General features: G+C 50.9%; 11 protein-coding genes. 7 read left to right on the plus strand and 4 right to left on the minus strand.

Annotated features, from left to right (window positions below):
• The first annotated feature begins 496 nt into the window (after positions 1-496).
• Positions 497-9,148: an invasin domain 3-containing protein gene (locus H8B09_RS16670; RefSeq protein ID WP_191204687.1), complete on the plus strand. Its 8,652-nt coding sequence runs from the start codon at positions 497-499 to the stop codon at positions 9,146-9,148.
• A 213-nt stretch (positions 9,149-9,361) separates the two neighbouring features.
• On the opposite strand, the gene H8B09_RS30545 is transcribed toward H8B09_RS16670, so the two are convergent.
• The 3 genes from H8B09_RS30545 to H8B09_RS16680 form a co-directional block, all read right to left on the minus strand.
• The gene (locus H8B09_RS30545; RefSeq protein WP_224753691.1) at positions 9,362-10,033 is read right to left on the minus strand and encodes a transposase; all 672 of its coding nucleotides are present in this window, start codon (positions 10,031-10,033) and stop codon (positions 9,362-9,364) included.
• 5 nt (positions 10,034-10,038) lie between these two features.
• The gene (locus H8B09_RS30550; RefSeq protein ID WP_224753692.1) at positions 10,039-10,509 is read right to left on the minus strand and encodes a hypothetical protein; all 471 of its coding nucleotides are present in this window, start codon (positions 10,507-10,509) and stop codon (positions 10,039-10,041) included.
• Between the two features lie 198 nt (positions 10,510-10,707).
• Entirely contained in the window at positions 10,708-11,778 is a 1,071-nt protein-coding gene (locus H8B09_RS16680) for a DUF4349 domain-containing protein (protein ID WP_224753693.1), read from the minus strand.
• Between the two features lie 288 nt (positions 11,779-12,066).
• Here H8B09_RS16680 and H8B09_RS16685 point away from each other — a divergent pair, with 288 nt between their 5' ends.
• From H8B09_RS16685 to H8B09_RS16695, 3 genes are all read left to right on the plus strand, one after another.
• On the plus strand, positions 12,067-12,909 hold the full coding sequence (locus H8B09_RS16685) for a YitT family protein (protein WP_191205143.1): 843 nt from the start codon (positions 12,067-12,069) through the stop codon (positions 12,907-12,909).
• A 324-nt stretch (positions 12,910-13,233) separates the two neighbouring features.
• A complete protein-coding gene (locus tag H8B09_RS16690; protein ID WP_191204689.1) occupies positions 13,234-13,500 on the plus strand; it encodes a CD3324 family protein in 267 nt (88 codons plus the stop codon).
• Positions 13,501-13,630: 130 nt separating this feature from the next.
• On the plus strand, positions 13,631-14,959 hold the full coding sequence (locus tag H8B09_RS16695; RefSeq protein ID WP_224753694.1) for a serine hydrolase domain-containing protein: 1,329 nt from the start codon (positions 13,631-13,633) through the stop codon (positions 14,957-14,959).
• 92 nt (positions 14,960-15,051) lie between these two features.
• Here H8B09_RS16695 and H8B09_RS16700 read toward each other — a convergent pair whose 3' ends face one another.
• Positions 15,052-15,723 (minus strand): TVP38/TMEM64 family protein, encoded by a 672-nt coding sequence (locus tag H8B09_RS16700; protein WP_191204691.1) that lies wholly within the window; start codon positions 15,721-15,723, stop codon positions 15,052-15,054.
• A 180-nt stretch (positions 15,724-15,903) separates the two neighbouring features.
• Between H8B09_RS16700 and H8B09_RS16705 the strand changes: the two genes are divergently transcribed.
• From H8B09_RS16705 to H8B09_RS16715, 3 genes are all read left to right on the plus strand, one after another.
• On the plus strand, positions 15,904-17,115 hold the full coding sequence (locus H8B09_RS16705) for an MFS transporter (protein WP_191204692.1): 1,212 nt from the start codon (positions 15,904-15,906) through the stop codon (positions 17,113-17,115).
• 70 nt (positions 17,116-17,185) lie between these two features.
• On the plus strand, positions 17,186-18,232 hold the full coding sequence (locus tag H8B09_RS16710) for an AraC family transcriptional regulator (protein ID WP_191204693.1): 1,047 nt from the start codon (positions 17,186-17,188) through the stop codon (positions 18,230-18,232).
• Positions 18,233-18,286: 54 nt separating this feature from the next.
• Positions 18,287-19,081 carry an SDR family NAD(P)-dependent oxidoreductase gene (locus H8B09_RS16715; RefSeq protein ID WP_191204694.1) on the plus strand — a complete coding sequence of 265 codons (795 nt, stop codon included), beginning with the start codon at positions 18,287-18,289 and terminating at the stop codon, positions 19,079-19,081.
• Positions 19,082-19,112 lie beyond the last annotated feature (31 nt).

A 19,112-nucleotide genomic window follows, 5' to 3' on the forward strand; every position in this document is an offset into this window, starting at 1 on the left:
CCCCTTATTAGGTATTCAGCAATAGAGGCAGCTCCAGTAAAGTTGGAACAAGAGCACAAATTGGAGAGGATCAGGTGAGGTTAAGATGGCTTTTTTAGGCGCTTTTCTAGCAGTTCTGATACTTGGCGCAATAATCTACGGCAAGATATGGTGGGATGGACCAGGAATGAATTGGAAGTTTACGAGGTGGTATTTCGGTCTTTTTTTCGTTGGAGCGCTGATTACGGGGATATGCGTTCATTTTGCGGTCTAACCGGAAGAGAGTAAACCGGGGAGTTCTTGCATATAGGAGGAACGGCTCTTTGTGGAGCAGGCAGAATGGTGTGCGTTGAATACTAGTTTACTAGAATGGAATACCTAGATTTATTAAATTAATATAGAATAAAACCTATCATTTCAATTGCAATTCCAATGAAATAATCAGAATGAACTGCATGAATAACTGAATATTTCTCATCTTCATGCCGAAATGGCTATGATTTAAGGAGGCTTCTAAGTGAAAAGGTTCAAATCATTGCATCAATGGCTCGCAGTTATTCTTGTTATTACGCTTAGTATCGGGGCGCCGTCCGGGGAATTCGTACATGCGGCGGGGGCAGAAATATTGGATCAAGCTCAGCCCACATCCGGTGGCAGTAATGTATGGGCAAACGCCACCTATCAGAGGTATCAATCGTTTACACCAGCCATTTCAGGGAATCTGAGCCGAATTGAGCTGAATATCGCAGGCTTTTTAAATCCGGGATTCCTTCAGGCAGCTGTATATAAAGAAACCGATTTATCGACTCCTCTTGCTACAGCGCAACTAACGGGTTTCGGTGAGGGCTGGGTTTCCTTGGATTTCACAGGTACGATGCCTTATCTTAAGAGAGAAACGATGTATCGAATGGTTGTTTCGACTCAGAACGGTGGCTCGTCTGGTATCGGATGGTACTCGAATAACAGTAACCCCTATCCAAGGGGGCGAAGCGATGTCGCCCTGATGGACTTTCTTTTTAGAACGTATATGATTCCGGACTATTCGTTATCCACGAGCGAGAGCTCGGTAGCTGTCGCTAGTCCAACGCTTACGGCGAATGGGACAAGCCAGACGACCGTAACGGTTACATCAAAGGACGCGCAAGGTACCCCTATGACAACGGGCGGCGCTTCGGTTGCGATTAATGCGACGAGCGGTACAGTTGGTCCGGTGACCGATAATGGCAATGGCACCTACACGGCGATATTAACCGCTCCCACGGTTGCGGGCGCATCAACGATCAGCGCTACGATGGGCGGGACCCCCATCGGATCGACGACCAACGTGATGTTTGTGCCGGGCGCACCTTCCTTAACGACAAGCACGCTTGCAGCAACGACCGGTACATTGATTGCAAACGGTTCGAGTACAACCTCGATTGTCGTAACATTGAAGGATGCCTATGGCAATAAATTGAATTCCGGCGGAGCCTCCGTTGCGATCAACGCGACGGCAGGTACAGTCGGCAATGTTACTGACAATGGCAACGGCACTTACACAGCGGTTTTGACTGCTCCGACAACGGTTGGCACCTCGAATGTAAGCGCCACGGTCGGAGGCAGCACCATCGCTTCCACTGCCAGCGTACAATTCGTTGCTGGCGTCCCATCTTCGACGACAAGTACGCTAACATTAGGCAGCAGCAGCCTGCTGGCGGATGGAACAAGTCAGACAACAGCGACAATGAGCCTGAAGGATGCGTCCGGCAACGCCATTAAAGGCGACACCGTTACGATGACATCAACATTGGGCACGATTGGTGCTGTAACGAACAATGGCGATGGCAGTTATACGGCGACGTTAACCGCTCCGACTTTAGCGGGCACTTCAACTATTACGGCTACGGTCAGCAGCAACAGCCTCACCAAGACGGCTGCCATGCAATTCGTGCCTGGGGCTCCGTCCACGGCTGTAAGCACGATAACAGTGGGCAGCAGTACGTTGACGGCGGACGGCACGAGTCAGACGATCGTGACGGTCACATTGAAGGATGCTAATAGCAACATGATAACCAGCGGTGGTGCTTCAGTAGCTATTGCTGCTTCATCAGGCACAATCAGCGCTGTAACGGACAATGGCAATGGCACCTATACAGCGACGCTGACCGCGCCAACGGCCGTCGGCACTTCAATCATTAGCGCCAAGGTTGGCGGCAATGCAATGGCTTCAACAACCAGCGTGCAGTTCATTGCTGGAGCACCATCTGGGATATCGAGCACAATAACAGTGGGCAGCAGCACATTGACAGCGACTGGGACAAGCCAAACCGACGTGACAGTGACGTTGAAGGATGCGCAGGGCAACGTGGTTACGACGGTTGGCCCGTCTGTTTCTATCACTGCGACGAAGGGCACTATCGGTGCGGTAACGTATAATGGCAATGGCACCTACACGGCAACGCTGACTTCAGCTACGGCGGTCGGTACATCAATCATCAGCGCCGCGGTTAACGGAAGTGCAATTGCAGCGACTGCGAACGTACAGTTCACAGCGGGGGCGCCATCTGGGGCGACCAGTACCGTAGTAGTTGGCAGCAGCACATTGACGGCGGATGGCACGAGCCAGACGGTAGTAACTGTAACTTTGCAGGATGCCCACGGCAACGCCATTGCAACCGGAGGCGCATCGGTTGCGATTAACGCAACGAAGGGAACAGTCAGCGCCGTAATGGACAACGGCGACGGTACCTATACAGCAACGCTGACCGCGCCAACGACAGTCGGAACCTCAACCGTCAGCGCCACAATTGCCGGCAACGCCATTGCATCGACGGCCAGTGTACAGTTGGTGCCCGGCGCACCATCTACAGCGGTCAGCGCGGTTGCAGTAGGGAACGGAACGTTAACGGCAGACGGGACGAGTCAAACGACGGTAACGGTCACGTTGAAGGATACGCACGGTAACGCAATTACAATCGGCGGTTCCTCGATTACGATCGCCGCCACGAAAGGTACAATCAGCGCCGTAACGGACAACGGCGACGGCACTTACACGGCGACGCTGACTGCACCGACGTCAGTTGGTACATCGACGGTCAGCGCTAAGATCAGCGGCAGCGACATTGCATCCACAGCCAGTGTGCAGTTTGTGCCTGGCGCGCTTTCCGGAGCGGCCAGTACAATTTCTGTGAGTAATAGTGCGCTGACAGCGAATGGCACGAGCCAGGCGTTAGTGACCGTTACGCTGCAGGATGCTTATGGGAATGCGATGACAACCGGCGGCGCGTCCGTTGCTATAACAGCGACGAAGGGCACAGTCAGCGCAGTAATAGATAATGGCAATGGCACTTACACGGCAACACTGACTGCGCCGACGACGGTGGGCACATCAACCATCGGTGCAACGGTTGCCGGCAGCGCTATTGCAACGGCGGTTAGCGTGCAGTTCGTGCCTGGCGCGCCATCCATCGCGACCAGCACGGTTTCTGTGGGCAATGCAGCGATTACTGCCGATGGCACCAGTCAGACGGTAGTAACCGTAACTTTGCTGGATGCCCAAGGCAACGCCATTACAATCGGCGGAGCATCGGTTGCGATTACCGCAACGAAAGGTACGATCAGCGCCGTAACCGATCAAGGCGACGGCACCTACACGGCGACACTGACTGCACCAACATCGGTCGGTACGGCGGCAATCAACGCCAAGATCGGCGGTAGCGCTATTGCCTCGACTGCCAGTATTCAGTTTGTGCCAGGAGCTTCTTCCGCAACGACGAGTACGGTTATCGTGGACAATGGTACGCTGACGGCGGACGGAACGGGCCAAGCGACAGTAACGGTAACGCTGAAGGACGGTCAAGGCAATGCCATTACTACGGGTGGCGCATCGGTTTCGATAGCCACGACGAAGGGTACAATCAGCACGGTAATGGATCAAGGCGATGGCACTTATACAGCGGTGCTTACCGCGCCAACTACAGTGGGCATAGCGATAGTTAGCGCATCGGTTGGCGGCAACGTCATTGGGTCGACGGCAAGCGTTCAGTTCATACCTGGTGCACCATCTACCGCGATTAGTACAGTCGCGGCGGACAGCAGTACGCTGACAGCGGACGGAACAAGCCAGACAACCGTAACGGTATCGTTAATAGATGCGCATGGCAACCCTATTGCGAATGGTGGCGAATCCGTGGCCATTACGGCAACGAAGGGCACCGTCAGTGCGGTAACGGATAAAGGTGACGGTACGTATACCGCAACGTTGACCGCACCGACGACAGTGGGCACTTCAACGATCAGCGCCAAGATTGGCAGCAGCGCGATTGCTGCGACGTCTAGCGTACAGTTCGTTCCTGGAGCACCGTCCACGGCGGCGAGCATGGTTGCATTGGACGACAATGCGCTGACGGCAGATGGAACAAGCCAGACAACGATTACAGTAACGTTGAAAGATGCGCATGGCAATGCAATAACAAACGGCGGCGCAACGGTTTCCATCGCCGCGACGACAGGAGCCGTTAGCACAGTAGCGGAACAAGGCAATGGGGTCTATACGGCGACATTGACTGCGCCAACGACGGTTGGTACTTCGACCATCAGTTCCATGATCAACGGCGGCGCGATTGCATCAACAGCCAGCATACAATTCGTACCAGGCGCATCATCTGCAGCGACGAGTACGGTAACAGTGAACGATAACACATTGACAGCGGACGGAACAAGTCAGACAACTGTAACGGTAACCCTGAAGGATGCACACGGCAATGCCATTACAAATGGTGGCTCATCGGTTGCGATCATCGCAACGAAAGGTTCGATTAGCACGGTAACTGATAAAGGCAATGGCACTTATACCGCGAAATTAACAGCCCCAACGACGACAGGCGAATCAACTGTCAGTGCTACGGTAGGCAGTGTCGCAATCGTATCGACAGCCAAGGTGCAGTTTGTTCCAGACGCCGCTTCAACGGCGACAAGTACAGTGATAGTCGGTAACGGTACGTTGACGGCAGACGGAACGAGTCAGACTACGGTAACGGTAGCACTGAAGGACGCGCAGGGCAACGCCCTTACCAACGGCGGCGCAACGGTTGCAATTACGGCAGCGAAGGGCACCATCAGTGCAGTAACGGATAACGGAGATGGCACTTATACAGCGACGTTGACAGCACCGACAGTAGTGGGCACTTCTAAGATCAGTGCCAAGATCGGAAGCAATGTGATTACATCAACAGCTAGCGTACAATTCACACCAGGCGCACCAGCTGCAGCAACCAGCACGGTTGCGGTGGACCATAGCACATTGACGGCTGATGGAACGAGTCAGGCGACTGTAACCGTGGCATTGAAGGACGCGTACGGTAACGCCATTACGACGGGCGGTTCCTCTGTGACCATCGCTTCGACGAAGGGCACGGTTGGAGTAGTAACGGATCAAGGCAATGGTACTTATACTGCGGAGTTAACTACACCAACGACAGTCGGCAATGCGACGATAACGGCATCGGTTGGCGGCAGTGCGATCGCGTCAACAGCCAGCGTACAATTCGTACCAGGCGCATCATCTGCAGCGACGAGTACGGTAACAGTGAACGATAACACATTGACAGCGGACGGAACAAGCCAGACAACCGTAACGGTATCGTTAATAGATGCGCATGGCAACCCTATTGCGAATGGTGGCGAATCCGTGGCCATTACGGCAACGAAGGGCACCGTCAGTGCGGTAACGGATAAAGGTGACGGTACGTATACCGCAACGTTGACCGCACCGACGACAGCGGGCACTTCAACGATCAGCGCCAAGATTGGCAGCAGCGCGATTGCTGCGACGGCTAGCGTACAGTTCGTTCCTGGAGCACCGTCCACGGCGGCGAGCATGGTTGCATTGGACGACAATGCGCTGACAGCAGATGGAACAAGCCAGACAACGATTACAGTAACGTTAAAAGATGCGCATGGCAATGCAATAACAAACGGCGGCGCAACGGTTTCCGTCGCCGCGACGACAGGAACCGTTAGCACTGTAGCGGATCAAGGCAATGGGGTCTATACGGCGACATTGACTGCGCCAACGACGGTTGGTACTTCGACCATCAGTTCCATGATCAACGGCGGCGCGATTGCATCAACAGCCAGTGTACAATTCGTGCCTGGTGCACCATCCACTGCAACGAGTACAGTTGCAGTAGATGACAGCACGCTGACAGCGGATGGAACGAGTCAGGCAATCGTAACGGTCACGCTCAAGGATGCGTATGGCAATTCCATTGCAAGCGGTGGCGCAACGGTTGCCATCACGGCATCGAATGGCTCGATAGGCACCATAACAGACAAAGGCAATGGCACGTATACGGCAGCATTAACGGCACCAACGACGGTTGGCACATCAATTATCAGTGCCACGGTCGACGGCAGCCTTATCACATCGACAGCAAGTGTGAATTTCGTACCCGGCGCTGCTTCTACGGCGACAAGTAAAGTAACAGTCGGTAACGGCACGTTGACGGCAGACGGAACGAGTCAGACTACGGTAACGGTAGCACTGAAGGACGCGCAGGGCAACGCTCTTACCAACGGCGGCGCAACCATTGCAATTACGGCAACGAAGGGTGCCGTCAGTGCAGTAACGGATAACGGCGATGGCACTTATACAGCGACATTGACGTCACCGATAGTAGTCGGCACTTCTAAGATCAGTGCCAAGATCGGAAGCAGTGTGATTACATCAACAGCTAGCGTACAATTCACACCAGGCGCACCAGCTGCAGCAACCAGCACGGTTGCGGTGGACCATAGCACATTGACGGCTGATGGAACGAGTCAGGCGACTGTTACGGTAACATTGAAGGATGCGCATGGTAACGCGATCACGAATGGCGGTGCATCTGTTGAGATTGCTGCAACAACAGGAACCGTCAGTGCAATAACGGATCAAGGTGATGGTACCTATACGGCAACACTGACTGCGTCGACGACGGCTGGTTCCTCGAACATCAGTGCTAAGATCAATGGCAGCGCCATTGCATCAACAGTCAATGTGCAGTTCGTACCAGGCTCGCCGTCCACCGCGACTAGTATGGTCACGGTTGACCACAATTCGCTGACGGCAGATGGAACCAGCAGCACAACGGTAACGATTGCATTGAAGGACGCGCACGGTAATGCCATTACAGACGGCGGCCAATCCGTTACGATTACGGCTGCGAAGGGCACCGTCGGAACCGTAATGGATCATAACGATGGTACTTATACGGCGACAGTAACTGCGCCGACGACAGTCGGAACTTCAACGATCAGCGCGAAGATCGACAACAGTGCAATTGCATCCACAACAAGCGTGCATTTCGTGCCAGGCGCACCAGCTGCAGTGACCAGTACAGTTTCAGTCGGCCACAGCACACTGAAGGCAGATGGAACTAGCAGCACAACCGTAACGGTAACGCTGAAGGACGCGTACGGCAATGCCATTAACAGCGGCGGTGCATCCGTTACGATTACCGCAACCGGTGGTACGATCAGCGCTGTAACTGACCATAACGATGGTACTTATACGGCGACGCTCACTGCACCAACAACGGTGGGTACCTCGAAGATCAGTGCCGTGGTTGGTAGTAAAGCTATCGCATCGACGGCCAGCGTACAGTTCATGCCAGGCGCAGCATCTGCAACGAACAGCAAGATAACAGCAGATCATCATGCGTTGACAGCTAATGGAATCAGCAAGACGACAATAACGGTTACCTTGAAGGATGGGCAAGACAATGCCATTACGAGTGGCGGAGAGACTGTTGCGGTCAGTGCTTCGATTGGTACGATTGGCGCTGTAACGGATCATGGGGATGGTACCTATAGCGCGGTACTTACAGCACCAGGATTCTCTGGAACAGCGACAATCACTGCTCAAGTCAATGGCACAACACTAGCATCGACATTGGAAGTCTCGTTTACAACCGAAGTCGTCAATGATCCGCTTGCAATTACCATCAACGGTTCTCAGGTGTTTGGGGTTGTATCTAGCCATACGAATCCTAATGGCGAGAAGTTTATGGAGATTCGCCCTGATGCGAACATGCTGACCAAGCCTTTATCCGGTACAAAAGATAAGATAGTGACGGTCACCGTACCTTATGAAGCAGACAGCTATTCGCTAATGCTTCCAGGCAAAGCTGTCGTGATGTTTGCTGATCAATCGGCTTCCATTACATTCGTTACGAAGCTGGGTCAATACCGTTTGCCTTTGCATGAGATCATCAGTCAAGGTTCAAATTGGAGCGATGGGGATGACATCTCGATTACGATTAAAGCAGGCCAAGTCAATGAGATGACAGGGCTGCAGGATGCGGCAGATCAAAGCGGCCTCCAATTAATCGGACAACCGCTTCATTTCCAAGTTCAAGTGCTGCACCAAGGCGAGAGCAAGGATATTACAGGGTATAACGGATATGTCGAACGCATCATGTTCCTGCCGACGAATGCAGGTGCTGCTTCAACGGTCATGGTATGGGATGAGAACGGGAAGCTTCGTCCAGTCCCAACCATGTTCATTGAAGCGGATGGACGGCAAGCTGCTGTTATCCATAGCATTACGAACAGTGTCTACGTGCTCGTATCTAAGACCTCCGGGCTCAATGACATTAAAGAACACTGGGCAACGAACGAAATTGCCGACATGAATCGCAGAGTGATCATTAATGGTGTGGATGGAAGCCGTTTTGCACCGGAGGCATCGATCACTCGTGCAGAGCTGGCTGCGCTGTTGGCAAGAGCATTGGGATTGCCGGAAGCGGAGCAGTCCGCTGGATTCCGAGACGTAAGCGATTCAAGCTGGTACGGCGGATATGTAGCTGCTGTTAAAGCCTATGGGCTGATGGACGGTTACGAGGATGGAACATTCAAGCCGAACAAACAGATCACACGCCAAGAGGCGATCGTTACGATTGTTCGGGCGATGCAGCTGATCACGGGTCTTACGGGTTCCGGCACTGCTGGGGCGCAAGCGGATTTTAGCGTTTATAGCGATAATGCGCAGGTAGGCGCTTGGGCACGCGATGCCATTCAGACTGCCCTCGATGAGGGTCTGATGAAGGGTTATGGCGATGCGCTTTATCCGAATAAGTCATTGACCCGCGCCGAGACGGCTGTTCTCCTGTATCGAATGCTGCAGAAGGTCGGATTTATCAACGAGTAAAACGAGGATAATTTATTTTCTCCCGAATAAAGGCACCCCATCATGGGCAATGTCATTAAGTTAGACTCAGAGACAGGATCATGAATAGAAAAATGAATCCGAAACGGCATGGGGAAAACTCCCATGCCGTTTGTTTTCTGTACAATGAATAAAAATGGATACAGCAAACAAACGGATGGAAAATCCGCTTAAAAAATGTTCATACGAACCGAATTATGCTACTCTGTAAACGAAGCTAACTGCAGATTTGCAACGGATTTTGCGCGTATTCTGCTGCCCTGGTCGAATGGGTCGAATCGGCAAAACGTTTCTTCGAATCAGCGCTTCAACATCGGGCGGGGGTTCCTCATCTCTTGAGCGCAGGAAATGTCTACAAACGTGAACGGCAACCGTGAAGTTGACTTGGTATTGATGCTGTTTATCCATTTGAGAAATGACGACGTGCGAGGTCATCATTTCCGTAAAATTGTACATGATCATTCTTGCGAAGACCTCTTGGATGACGGACTCTCGTCTCTTTGCGTGAAAATTCGTCAGACCGACGGTATACTTTAATGCTCTGAACGAGGTTTCAATTCCCCATCGCATGTTATAGATGGACCTAAGTTCATCCGGTGGGAAATCGTCGGCGGAAAGATTCGTAATGACAGTTTCATAACCGCCACTCGGCAGGACGAATCGAACAACACGCAAGGAAATTGGGTAAAACAACTGCTCTTTCAAATCCAAAAAATCAAAGGTAGACGTAGAAGGGACGAACTTGTAAATTTCAGGATGGGCTTTGACCTCATTGGTTTGTTTTTTGGTGAGTACCAGATGAATTTCCTTATCAAACGAACCACTAGCGGGCAAGCGCAAGCCCGAGAGAATACCACTGGAGCCCAAATCCTTTACCCGTATGACATAGTTCCATCCTTTGCGTTCAGATTTAGAAGATTGTAGCCTCTTGCGTCCGGTTGACTTTGAAAATAGGTATCTGTATCCGTAGGGTCAGTGGCAAAATGCAAATCCGAACCGTCAATGGCAAGTAACCGATACCCTCGGTAACACTTGAGATCCTTATGCGATTGCGTAAATTTGTGAAACAAGAACTCCACAGCAGAGGGCAGAATCTTATTCCTCTGTTGCACAAAAGCAGAAGTGGTTGCTGTGTTAGCATCATAGCCTTGCGATTCTAAGAGTTCCTTGTAAAGGCTGTTGCCACCCATTGAAATCAGGAGTTGCATAACTGTTTCAAAGGGAAGCTTTTTCTTCCGTGTAAAATCTTTTTCAGGGTTTTTGACATAAGGTGCTGGTGTCGCTGACATTTCTCGTATGAGGGATGTCAGCTTTTGTTTTAATGAGCTTGCGTAAGCATTCATGTGGTGAAAACCTCCTCATTTTTTCAAGGGGCCTCGCCACACATTTCCAACTGCTTGTCAAGTTCTTTTACTCTTTTTCACGAAAAAAAGGAGCAGGCTATCTTTCGATAACCTGCTCCTTTACATGGATATTTGGTTCAGCACCTTAACTTAATGACATTGCCCATCATGGGGTGCCTTTTCTCATGCTATAAGGAATCACTTCTGGTCATCGTTATTACCGTCGCCTTCAACATCGCTATCAATATCAACAGGAGTTGCCGGGTCATTCACCGGCGGAGCGATCTGAGCCGCAGGAACGGGAGCTGTCCGTTTGCGGCGGCGATTCACAATAATAACGATAAGGATGATGATTGCGGCAATCGGAAGAATCGGGAGCAGGAATGCTGCGATAATAACAAGCGCCTTGCCGAATGCAACGATCATATCCGAGCTCTGCTGCAGGGCATCCCCGGCTTTCTTCATCAATCCTGGTTTCTCGTTCAGATCCAACTCCGTGCTATTATCGCCATTCAGGTTCTGATACATATCGATGTTGATGGTGGAGTACGCAACATTCTGGTCGATGTAGCGCATGCGGCCCTTAATCCGTTCAATATCCTCCTGAACTTGCGCGAGTTCATTAGAGAAGGCGACGAGATCCTTTGACGTCTTGGCGCTCTCCATGAAGGAGATCAACCGTGCCTCAGCGACTTCCTTTGCTTTCAACCGAGCCGATAGATCCGCGTATTCTTCGGTCACATCCTCGCCGTTGATGCTTTTGCTCAGCTTCTTGTCGGGCAGCTTGTCGATCGCACTGATGAACGAATTGAAGCCCTTGGCCGGCACTTTGATCTTGAACGAGCCGCTCATACGATTGGTTGACTCATTTTCTGTAAAAGAAAGCAGGTAGCCGCCGCTGCTCGCGATAAGCTTATCGATCGCACTCCGCGCACCGGCGAAGTCTTTCACTTGCATCTGCAGATCGGCCGTATAGATGACCTGCCGATTGAAGTCCGCTTGGGCAGCCGTATCTGCTATTCCACTGCCCGACTGACTAGGCGCCTCCGCTGCAGTGTTCGCCGCAGCGTTGGTGTCCGCGTCCGAATGTCCGTCCGCCGCCTCTGAACTAGCCGCTGACGCAGACTCCGTCGAAGTCGTTGCGTCAGCGGCCTTTAACTCCGATCTCCCGCTGTCGCTGCTGCCGCATGCGACTAGTCCTGCCGCGAGCAGCAAGACCGCAAGCCATACCCCGATAATCCGAAACATTGTTCTTCTCTCTTGTTTCATATCGATCCCCCTATGGCAATGGTTTATCTGGAATTATCTAGATGCCAACTTTATAGACGTATCCGCCAACGCAAAGTTGCAGGATGATTGGACACAGCCCTTGTACCCAGCAAAAAAATAGCAACGAGAGGCCGAAAGTGGTATCATGCAGTCAACAGGTGGCTATCCTTTAGCTTATATTTGGAATTCGCAAAGCGTATTTCAGCCTAGATCAAACCGAAATGAGGGTAAGACATGAAGACGGGACAGATGGGACAGGCAGGACAAGCAGCACGCAAACAGCCTGCCATGGCAAGAAAGGTACTACGAGGGCTTATGGTGGTTATAGGAGCATTCATAACATCATACGGGCTTGAAGCCGTACTAATACCGAACAACGTGTCCGACGGCGGCGTGACGGGTCTCAGTATCGTGGGATCGGAGCTAATTGGATTACCATTAGGACTTCTAATCGCGGTGCTTAATATTCCATTCATTTTTCTCGGGTACAAGCAGATTGGCAAAAGCTTCGCTATCTTCTCCGTGCTTGGCATTGCTTCACTGGCCGTCGGCACAGCTGTTATGCATGAGTTAACGCCAATCATTGAAGGCGATACGCTGCTCATTACCGTCGTAGGCGGTATTATTATCGGCTTCGGCATGGGTCTTGCTCTGCGGAATGGCGGCGCATTGGACGGCATTGATATGCTGGCTGTACTGCTGTCACGCAAACTGCCGTTCGGAACCAGTGACTTGATCCTCTTCCTGAACACCTTCGTGTTTATCGTCGTGTCGACCATATTCGGTCTGCAAGGGGCGATACTGTCGGGTATTGCGTATTTCATTGCCTCGAAGGTCATCCATATCGTTGAAGAAGGTCTCAGCGGGGCCAAAACGTTCAAAATCATTACCAAGCACCCAGAAGTCATGGTCGAGACGATTCGTGACCGACTCGGACGCGGCGCTACCTATAATCTCGTGGAGGGCAGTTACTCCAACGAGCAGTTCAAAGAAATCACATGCGTCATTAACCGGCTGGAAGAGAGCAAAATGAAAGAAATCATCCATGAGCTCGATCCAAGCGCATTCGTTATGGTTTACGACGTGGCGGAAGTAAAGGGCGGAAACTTTAAGAAGAAGGACATTCATTAGGTGTGAAATCGATAAGGCCAGTTGCCCGGTACAGTGCCGGAGACTGGCTTTTTATATAGCATGAGCTGTTCTTGAAGTTGGAGAGAATAAAAGGAAAATAAAAACGTATGTAGAATATAAAGGTGAGCCATAGTCTCATCAAGGACAGCTTGGAAGGAGAATGAATATGGTTGGAATGAATCGCAAACCGCTTCGCTCTGTGCAAAGTCTACACTACAAACAACGGCGGTTGTTTGCATAGAGCTTCGTTATACCTTTACCGCCATATCGTAGTGCGGGCTTTGCCACCCTTCAACATTTCATATGTTAAGGAGCAGAGCAGCGATGAAATATTTAAACGCAGACGCAGTACTTCCGGAAGAGTTGATCAAAGAAATTCAAAAGTATGTGCAGGGCGAAATTCTATATGTACCGATTCCCGAGGGGCTCCGTAAGAAGTGGGGTGAGAACTCTGGAAACCGAGCATACCTGCACAGCCGAAATACAGAGATTCGCCAGAAGTTTCAAGCAGGGGGCACGATTGCGGAGCTTGCCGATCATTATTGTCTGTCCTGCGAGAGCATTAAGAAAATCGTCTACACTAGAAAATAGTTCGCCTTAGCCGCATTGGATCCCATCCGATGCGGCTTTGTTGTGTATGAATTGACTATAGATGACTCTTCCATATCCCGATCGGCTGGCGGTTGATACGATTGGATCAACGAATGAAGGGGGCAAAGATATGATACAGAGTAATCCCGATTTAGCGGGTCAGCTGCATGAAATGCTAACCGAATTTGCGACACAAGAGCAGATGCCGGGTTTATCCGTTGGCATCGTTAAGGACAACCGAGTTTGGTTTGTTGGTGAATATGGAACGGCAGATCTATCAACATGCACTCCCGTTGAACGAAGCACATTGTTCCATCAAGCCTCCGTATCCAAGACCTTCGTTGCCTCGGCCGTTATGCAGTTAGTCGAACGCCGCCAAGTGGATTTGGACGCCCCTGTCTCGCAATATCTGCCTTATTTCACAATAGACGACGAGCGATATTACAGGATTACAGTACGGCAGCTATTGAACCATAATTCAGGTATGCCTGACGAGGACGACTACGGATGGGGCAGGCCGGAATATGATGAGCAAAGTCTTGAGCGTTATGTACGGGGTCTGAGCGACCGTAAGCTGCTAAGTGATCCTGGCGAGAAATTCGCCTACAGCAATATCGGCTTCGAAATTGTTGGCGATCTTATCGCCAAGGTTAGCGGAATGAGCTTTGAGCAGTATATGCGAACGTATATCCTCGAACCGGCAGGAATGCGGTCCAGTTCGTTTCTGAAACAGGAGGTTGAGACACAGCTGTCTTCACCTCACGTGCTTGGTGCCGCTAACGGATACGGAGTCAGCGTAAGCGACATTTTTCCCTATAATCGGGCGCACGGTCCAAGCTCTACATTGTATACGAATGCAGAGGACATGTGTCAGTGCATGCTGATGCATCTGAACCGAGGAGTTGCGGAGAACGGTAATGAAGTGCTGCAGCCTGACAGCTATGATACGATGTGGAAACCACATGCTGCGACCGGTTTTGCCCTGGTGAATGCGCAGGTTGGGCTCAGTTGGTTTATTGGTGAGTATAACGGGCAGCGGATTCTTTCCCATACGGGATGGGATACTGGCTTCTTGAGCAATCTGTTTCTCCTTCCTGAATCGAATATCGGAATTGTCGTTATGACTAACTGCGAATATTTGTGGATGGACAATGTATCTTATCCAATTATCGATTGGATGCTTGGCTCGAACATCAAGCATATTAAGCGTTCCGCCGCTCACGCGATCGCCGCAGTTGCTGCATCCGCCGGAGTAGACGAGGCCGTTGCGGAATATCAGCGAATGCAGATGAACGAGCCAGATCGGTACTATACAGCGGAGTATCAGTTTATTCAAATTGCCGATGCGATGAAATGGAGAGGTCACAGGGAGGATGCTGTCCGAATTCTAAAAAGCGCCTCAATAATCCTACCCGACAGCGACGCCATTAGGGATAAACTGCAGGAGCTGCAATCATAGTTGTAGCTAAAAGGGGATACTTCGTGTGAGGGTCCATTCTATATGGAAAAGCAAAGAAGGCAGGTCCGGATTTCCGGCCTGCCTTCTCTCGTTTATAAGTTAACCTCATTCGATTTCTTATGTCTCTTCTTATTAATACGATAAAGATAAATGCCCGCTAGGACGACGATGACGGTCACAATAATGTAGATCCGGTTGTGAGCCGATGCGGATATTAAGCCGAAGGACAACGAGGAGAGGACGAGGCCATAAACCAGGTTGCCGATCGTCGTTGCGAGAACGAAATGCGTTGTTCGGATCGTGCTTAACCCCGACGTAATATTGATTAGGTTAGTCGGCATAAGCGGAAGAATACGGCCGAACAGCACGTAGGTGAAGCCGTTCTTCTCGATCCTAGCCTGAAACTGTTGGATCTTGGGCGAACCCGCGAATACGTCGCGGAATAAATAACGGATCGACAGGAAGACCAGCGTGCTGCCAATGACGCTGCAGAAACAACCGTACAGATAGCCCTCTAGGAAACCGAATAACGTTATATTGGCTGTAATGACCAAGATAAGCGGAATGAACGTGAAGATGTTCTGCAGCGTCATAATGACAAGCATAATCAGCATGATGAGGCCGATATCATCGTGTGCGATCTCTCGGATCGTATCCGGTGTTAAGTCTGCGACAGTGTAGCCGCTGCTTCTTATTAAGTAGAACAGGAACAGCAGGAAGACCAGATAGCCTGCCAAGCGTATTATTAATTTACGTTTATTCATGAAGAACCACATACTCCTTTAGGTTACCTAACTAATTATATTATAGCGAAAATTACCCCGAAGATGTAAGCAGTAATAATGAGTAATTATGCGAATCGGGGAGACGCGCCGCTGCTCTTATAGTAGAATGAATGCTGCTAGCCTTTATTAGTTGGTTTGAAAGGGTTGAAGTACAGCATCATGGAAATCACACAACATGCCAATCGTCGTTCAGGAACAGCCAAATCGGGCTTCCCGATTTCTCTGCTCTCGTTAACGATTGGCGCCTTCGCTATCGGTATGACCGAATTCGTCATTATGGGGATTCTGCCTAATGTGGCAGACGATCTGAACGTATCGATCTCCGCTGCTGGACAGCTCATTACAATGTACGCATTAGGTGTGGCAGTAGGGGCACCTATTCTTACCGTATTAACGCACCGGATTCCACAGAAGAAGCTGTTGATCTTCCTTATGCTCTTATTCATTGTGGGCAATGGTGTATCGGTGATAGCACCGAATTACGCCGTTCTTATGGGAGCGCGGGTGCTCACTGCCTTGACGCATGGTACCTTCTTCGGCGTCGGAGCGGTTATTGCAGCAAATTTAGTTCATCCTGATCGAAGAGCTGGGGCTGTATCTGTCATGATGGCGGGACTCACGATCGCCAACATTCTTGGCGTGCCGCTCGGCACCTACATCGGGCAGCATATGGGATGGCGAGCCTCCTTCGGTGCTATTGCGCTGATGGGCGTTATCGCCTTAATCGGCGTCGCTATTCTCATACCGCGTCTCAAGCAGGAGAAGTCGATCAGCATCAAACAGCAGATTGCAGCGCTGATCAGTCCGAAGCTATTGGTGTTCCTGCTCATCTGTGCGCTGGGCAACTCGGGCTTGTTCGCTGTCTTTACGTACATCACGCCGCTGCTTGTCGATATCACAGGCTTTGCTGAACATAGCGTGACTTGGATTCTCGTTCTGTTCGGCATCGGCGTTACGGTCGGCAATATCGTCGGCGGCAAGCTGGCGGACTGGAAGCTGATGCCCTCGATTCTTGGCATCTATTGCGTAATCGTCATTGCGCTAACGGCGTTAACGTTCACGATTCATAATGAGATCGCTGCGGTGGCAACGATCTTCGTCTGGGGGGCGGGTTCATTTGCCGTTATGCCAGGTCTGCAGGTTCGGATCATGAGTATCGCGAAAGGCGCACCTGCGTTGGCATCTACGTCGAGCCATTCAGCAGGCAATCTCGGCAATGCGGTTGGTGCGTTCGTTGGCGGATGGGTCATTACGCACCTGTCACTGTCATCTCTTCCTTGGGTGGGTGCGATCCTTGTAGGTCTAGCGCTGGCGGTTGGAGCGGGCAGCATGGTTTCGGAGCGCCTTGCAGTCACTCGCAATGAGAAGTAATCATTCATAAGGAAGGGGCACCTGAGAGGGTGCCCTTTCGGTTTCAAATCGAAAAGGGGGAAGAATGGTCATGCATTCTGCATCGAATAGGAGGTCGTTGATCGCCAACCGTATCCGAATTCATCCGGGGTTTTGGACGGGACTACACCAATTGGGCATTCCCGCCTCTGAAGTTGCTCGCCAAGCACAATTGCTGCCTGCTATTGTCACGGATTCAACAGTAGCCGCTTCCGAATACTTCGCGATCTGGCAGGCTTATTCGGACCTCATTGGGGATACCGCTGATGCAATTATCAGGCTTGCCACTGCCTTCGAGACCACGCATTACCCTCCGGCTGCATTGGCCACTTTTCATGCTCGTGACTATCGGGACGCACTTAATCGAATGGTTCGATACAAACGCTTGTGTCCACCTGAGAGCTTGCAGTTATTCGAGAATAGTGACTACTGTACGATACAACTGGATTGGTTGGATACGGAACAACCTGGGCCACCGGTACTCATAGGTATAACGCTGGCGTATCTTCTAGAGCTTGGCCGTCGGGGCACGGGGCAACCCCTTAAGGCACAGTCGGTTGAGTTTATGCATCCAATGGGTAACTTATCTGCTCTCGAAATTTATTTTGGCTGCCCCGTCCGAGTTGGTGCGGGATGCAATCGTCTAACATTGTCTCAGGAAGATCTGGATCGTCCCTTCGTCTCCTACAACGAGGAACTGCTTGAGATCCTGACTCCTGTTCTGGATCAATCATTGAATGAGCTGCAGCCCATCCCCTCTATTGCAGAGAAGGTCAAATGGATTATGAAGCGGAGCTTCGCAAGGGGGCGGCCTGATATTCAGCATATCGCATCCGAGCTTGGGATGAGCAACCGCACCTTGCAGCGCCGACTGACTGACGAAGGCGTGAGCTTCAAGCAGCTTCTAGCACAAGCCCGGCATGAACAGGCGCTCGTTCATTTAGCAGATCCGTCGGTAGAAATTAAGGAAGTGGCTTTCTTAACGGGGTATGAGGATATCAATTCGTTTTATCGCGCTTTTCGCACGTGGGAGGGAGATACGCCATCGAATTGGCGCGCTAAGCATGAACATTGGCGTGGTGGGCTAGTTACGGATTAATCCAATCGGGCTACGATTATTATCGAGAACGTTGATAATAAGGAGATATGCATCGTGGATATGGGATTAATGAATAGAACAGCACTCGTCACAGGGTCGACAAGAGGCATCGGTAAAGCTATTGCAAAAGAACTTGCGAGGGAAGGCGTCAACGTGTTGATCAATGGACGCGATCAAGAAGAGGTTGAACGCGTTGTCCAAGAGATTAAGGCGGAGTTTCCGGCGACCACGCCCCGTAATGCGGCCGCAGATATCGTTGACAGCCAACAAAGGGCTGCTTTATTTAATAAGTTTCCCGATATTGATATTCTAGTGAACAACATGGGTATCTATGAGATTATGAAGTATGAAGATGTAAGCGATGAAGTGTGGGAAACGTATTTCCGCACGAATGTGCTAGCCGCCAATGGACTATGCAAGCTCTATTTGCCCCAAATGCTGAAGCGTGAGTTCGGACGTATTCTGTTTATTGCGAGTGAAGAAGCTGTAATGCCGTCTGGGTTAATGCCTCATTATGGGGTAACTAAGTCCATGCTATTATCCTTGTCCAAGAGCTTGTCAAAGCTTACAATCGGTACAGAAGTAACGATCAATACACTTTTGCCGGGACCTACACTATCTGAGAATGTGCATCAAATAATTGAAAGTGTCTATGCGAATGAGGATATGACTTGGGCGGAGAAAGAGAATCGTTTCATGACAACGAACCTGCCTCAATCCGAAATTCAACGCTTCATCCGACCAAGCGAAATTGGCAGATTAGCCGCATTCGTATGCAGTCCATATGCATCGGCATTCAGAGGCTCTCCAATCCGGATGGATGGAGGCATGGTACCGACTATCTTCTAATAGACGCTTTCTTCAATATCGCGTGGAAATG

The organism is Paenibacillus terricola (assembly GCF_014779765.1).
Classification (GTDB): Bacteria; Bacillota; Bacilli; order Paenibacillales; family Paenibacillaceae; genus Paenibacillus_T; species Paenibacillus_T terricola.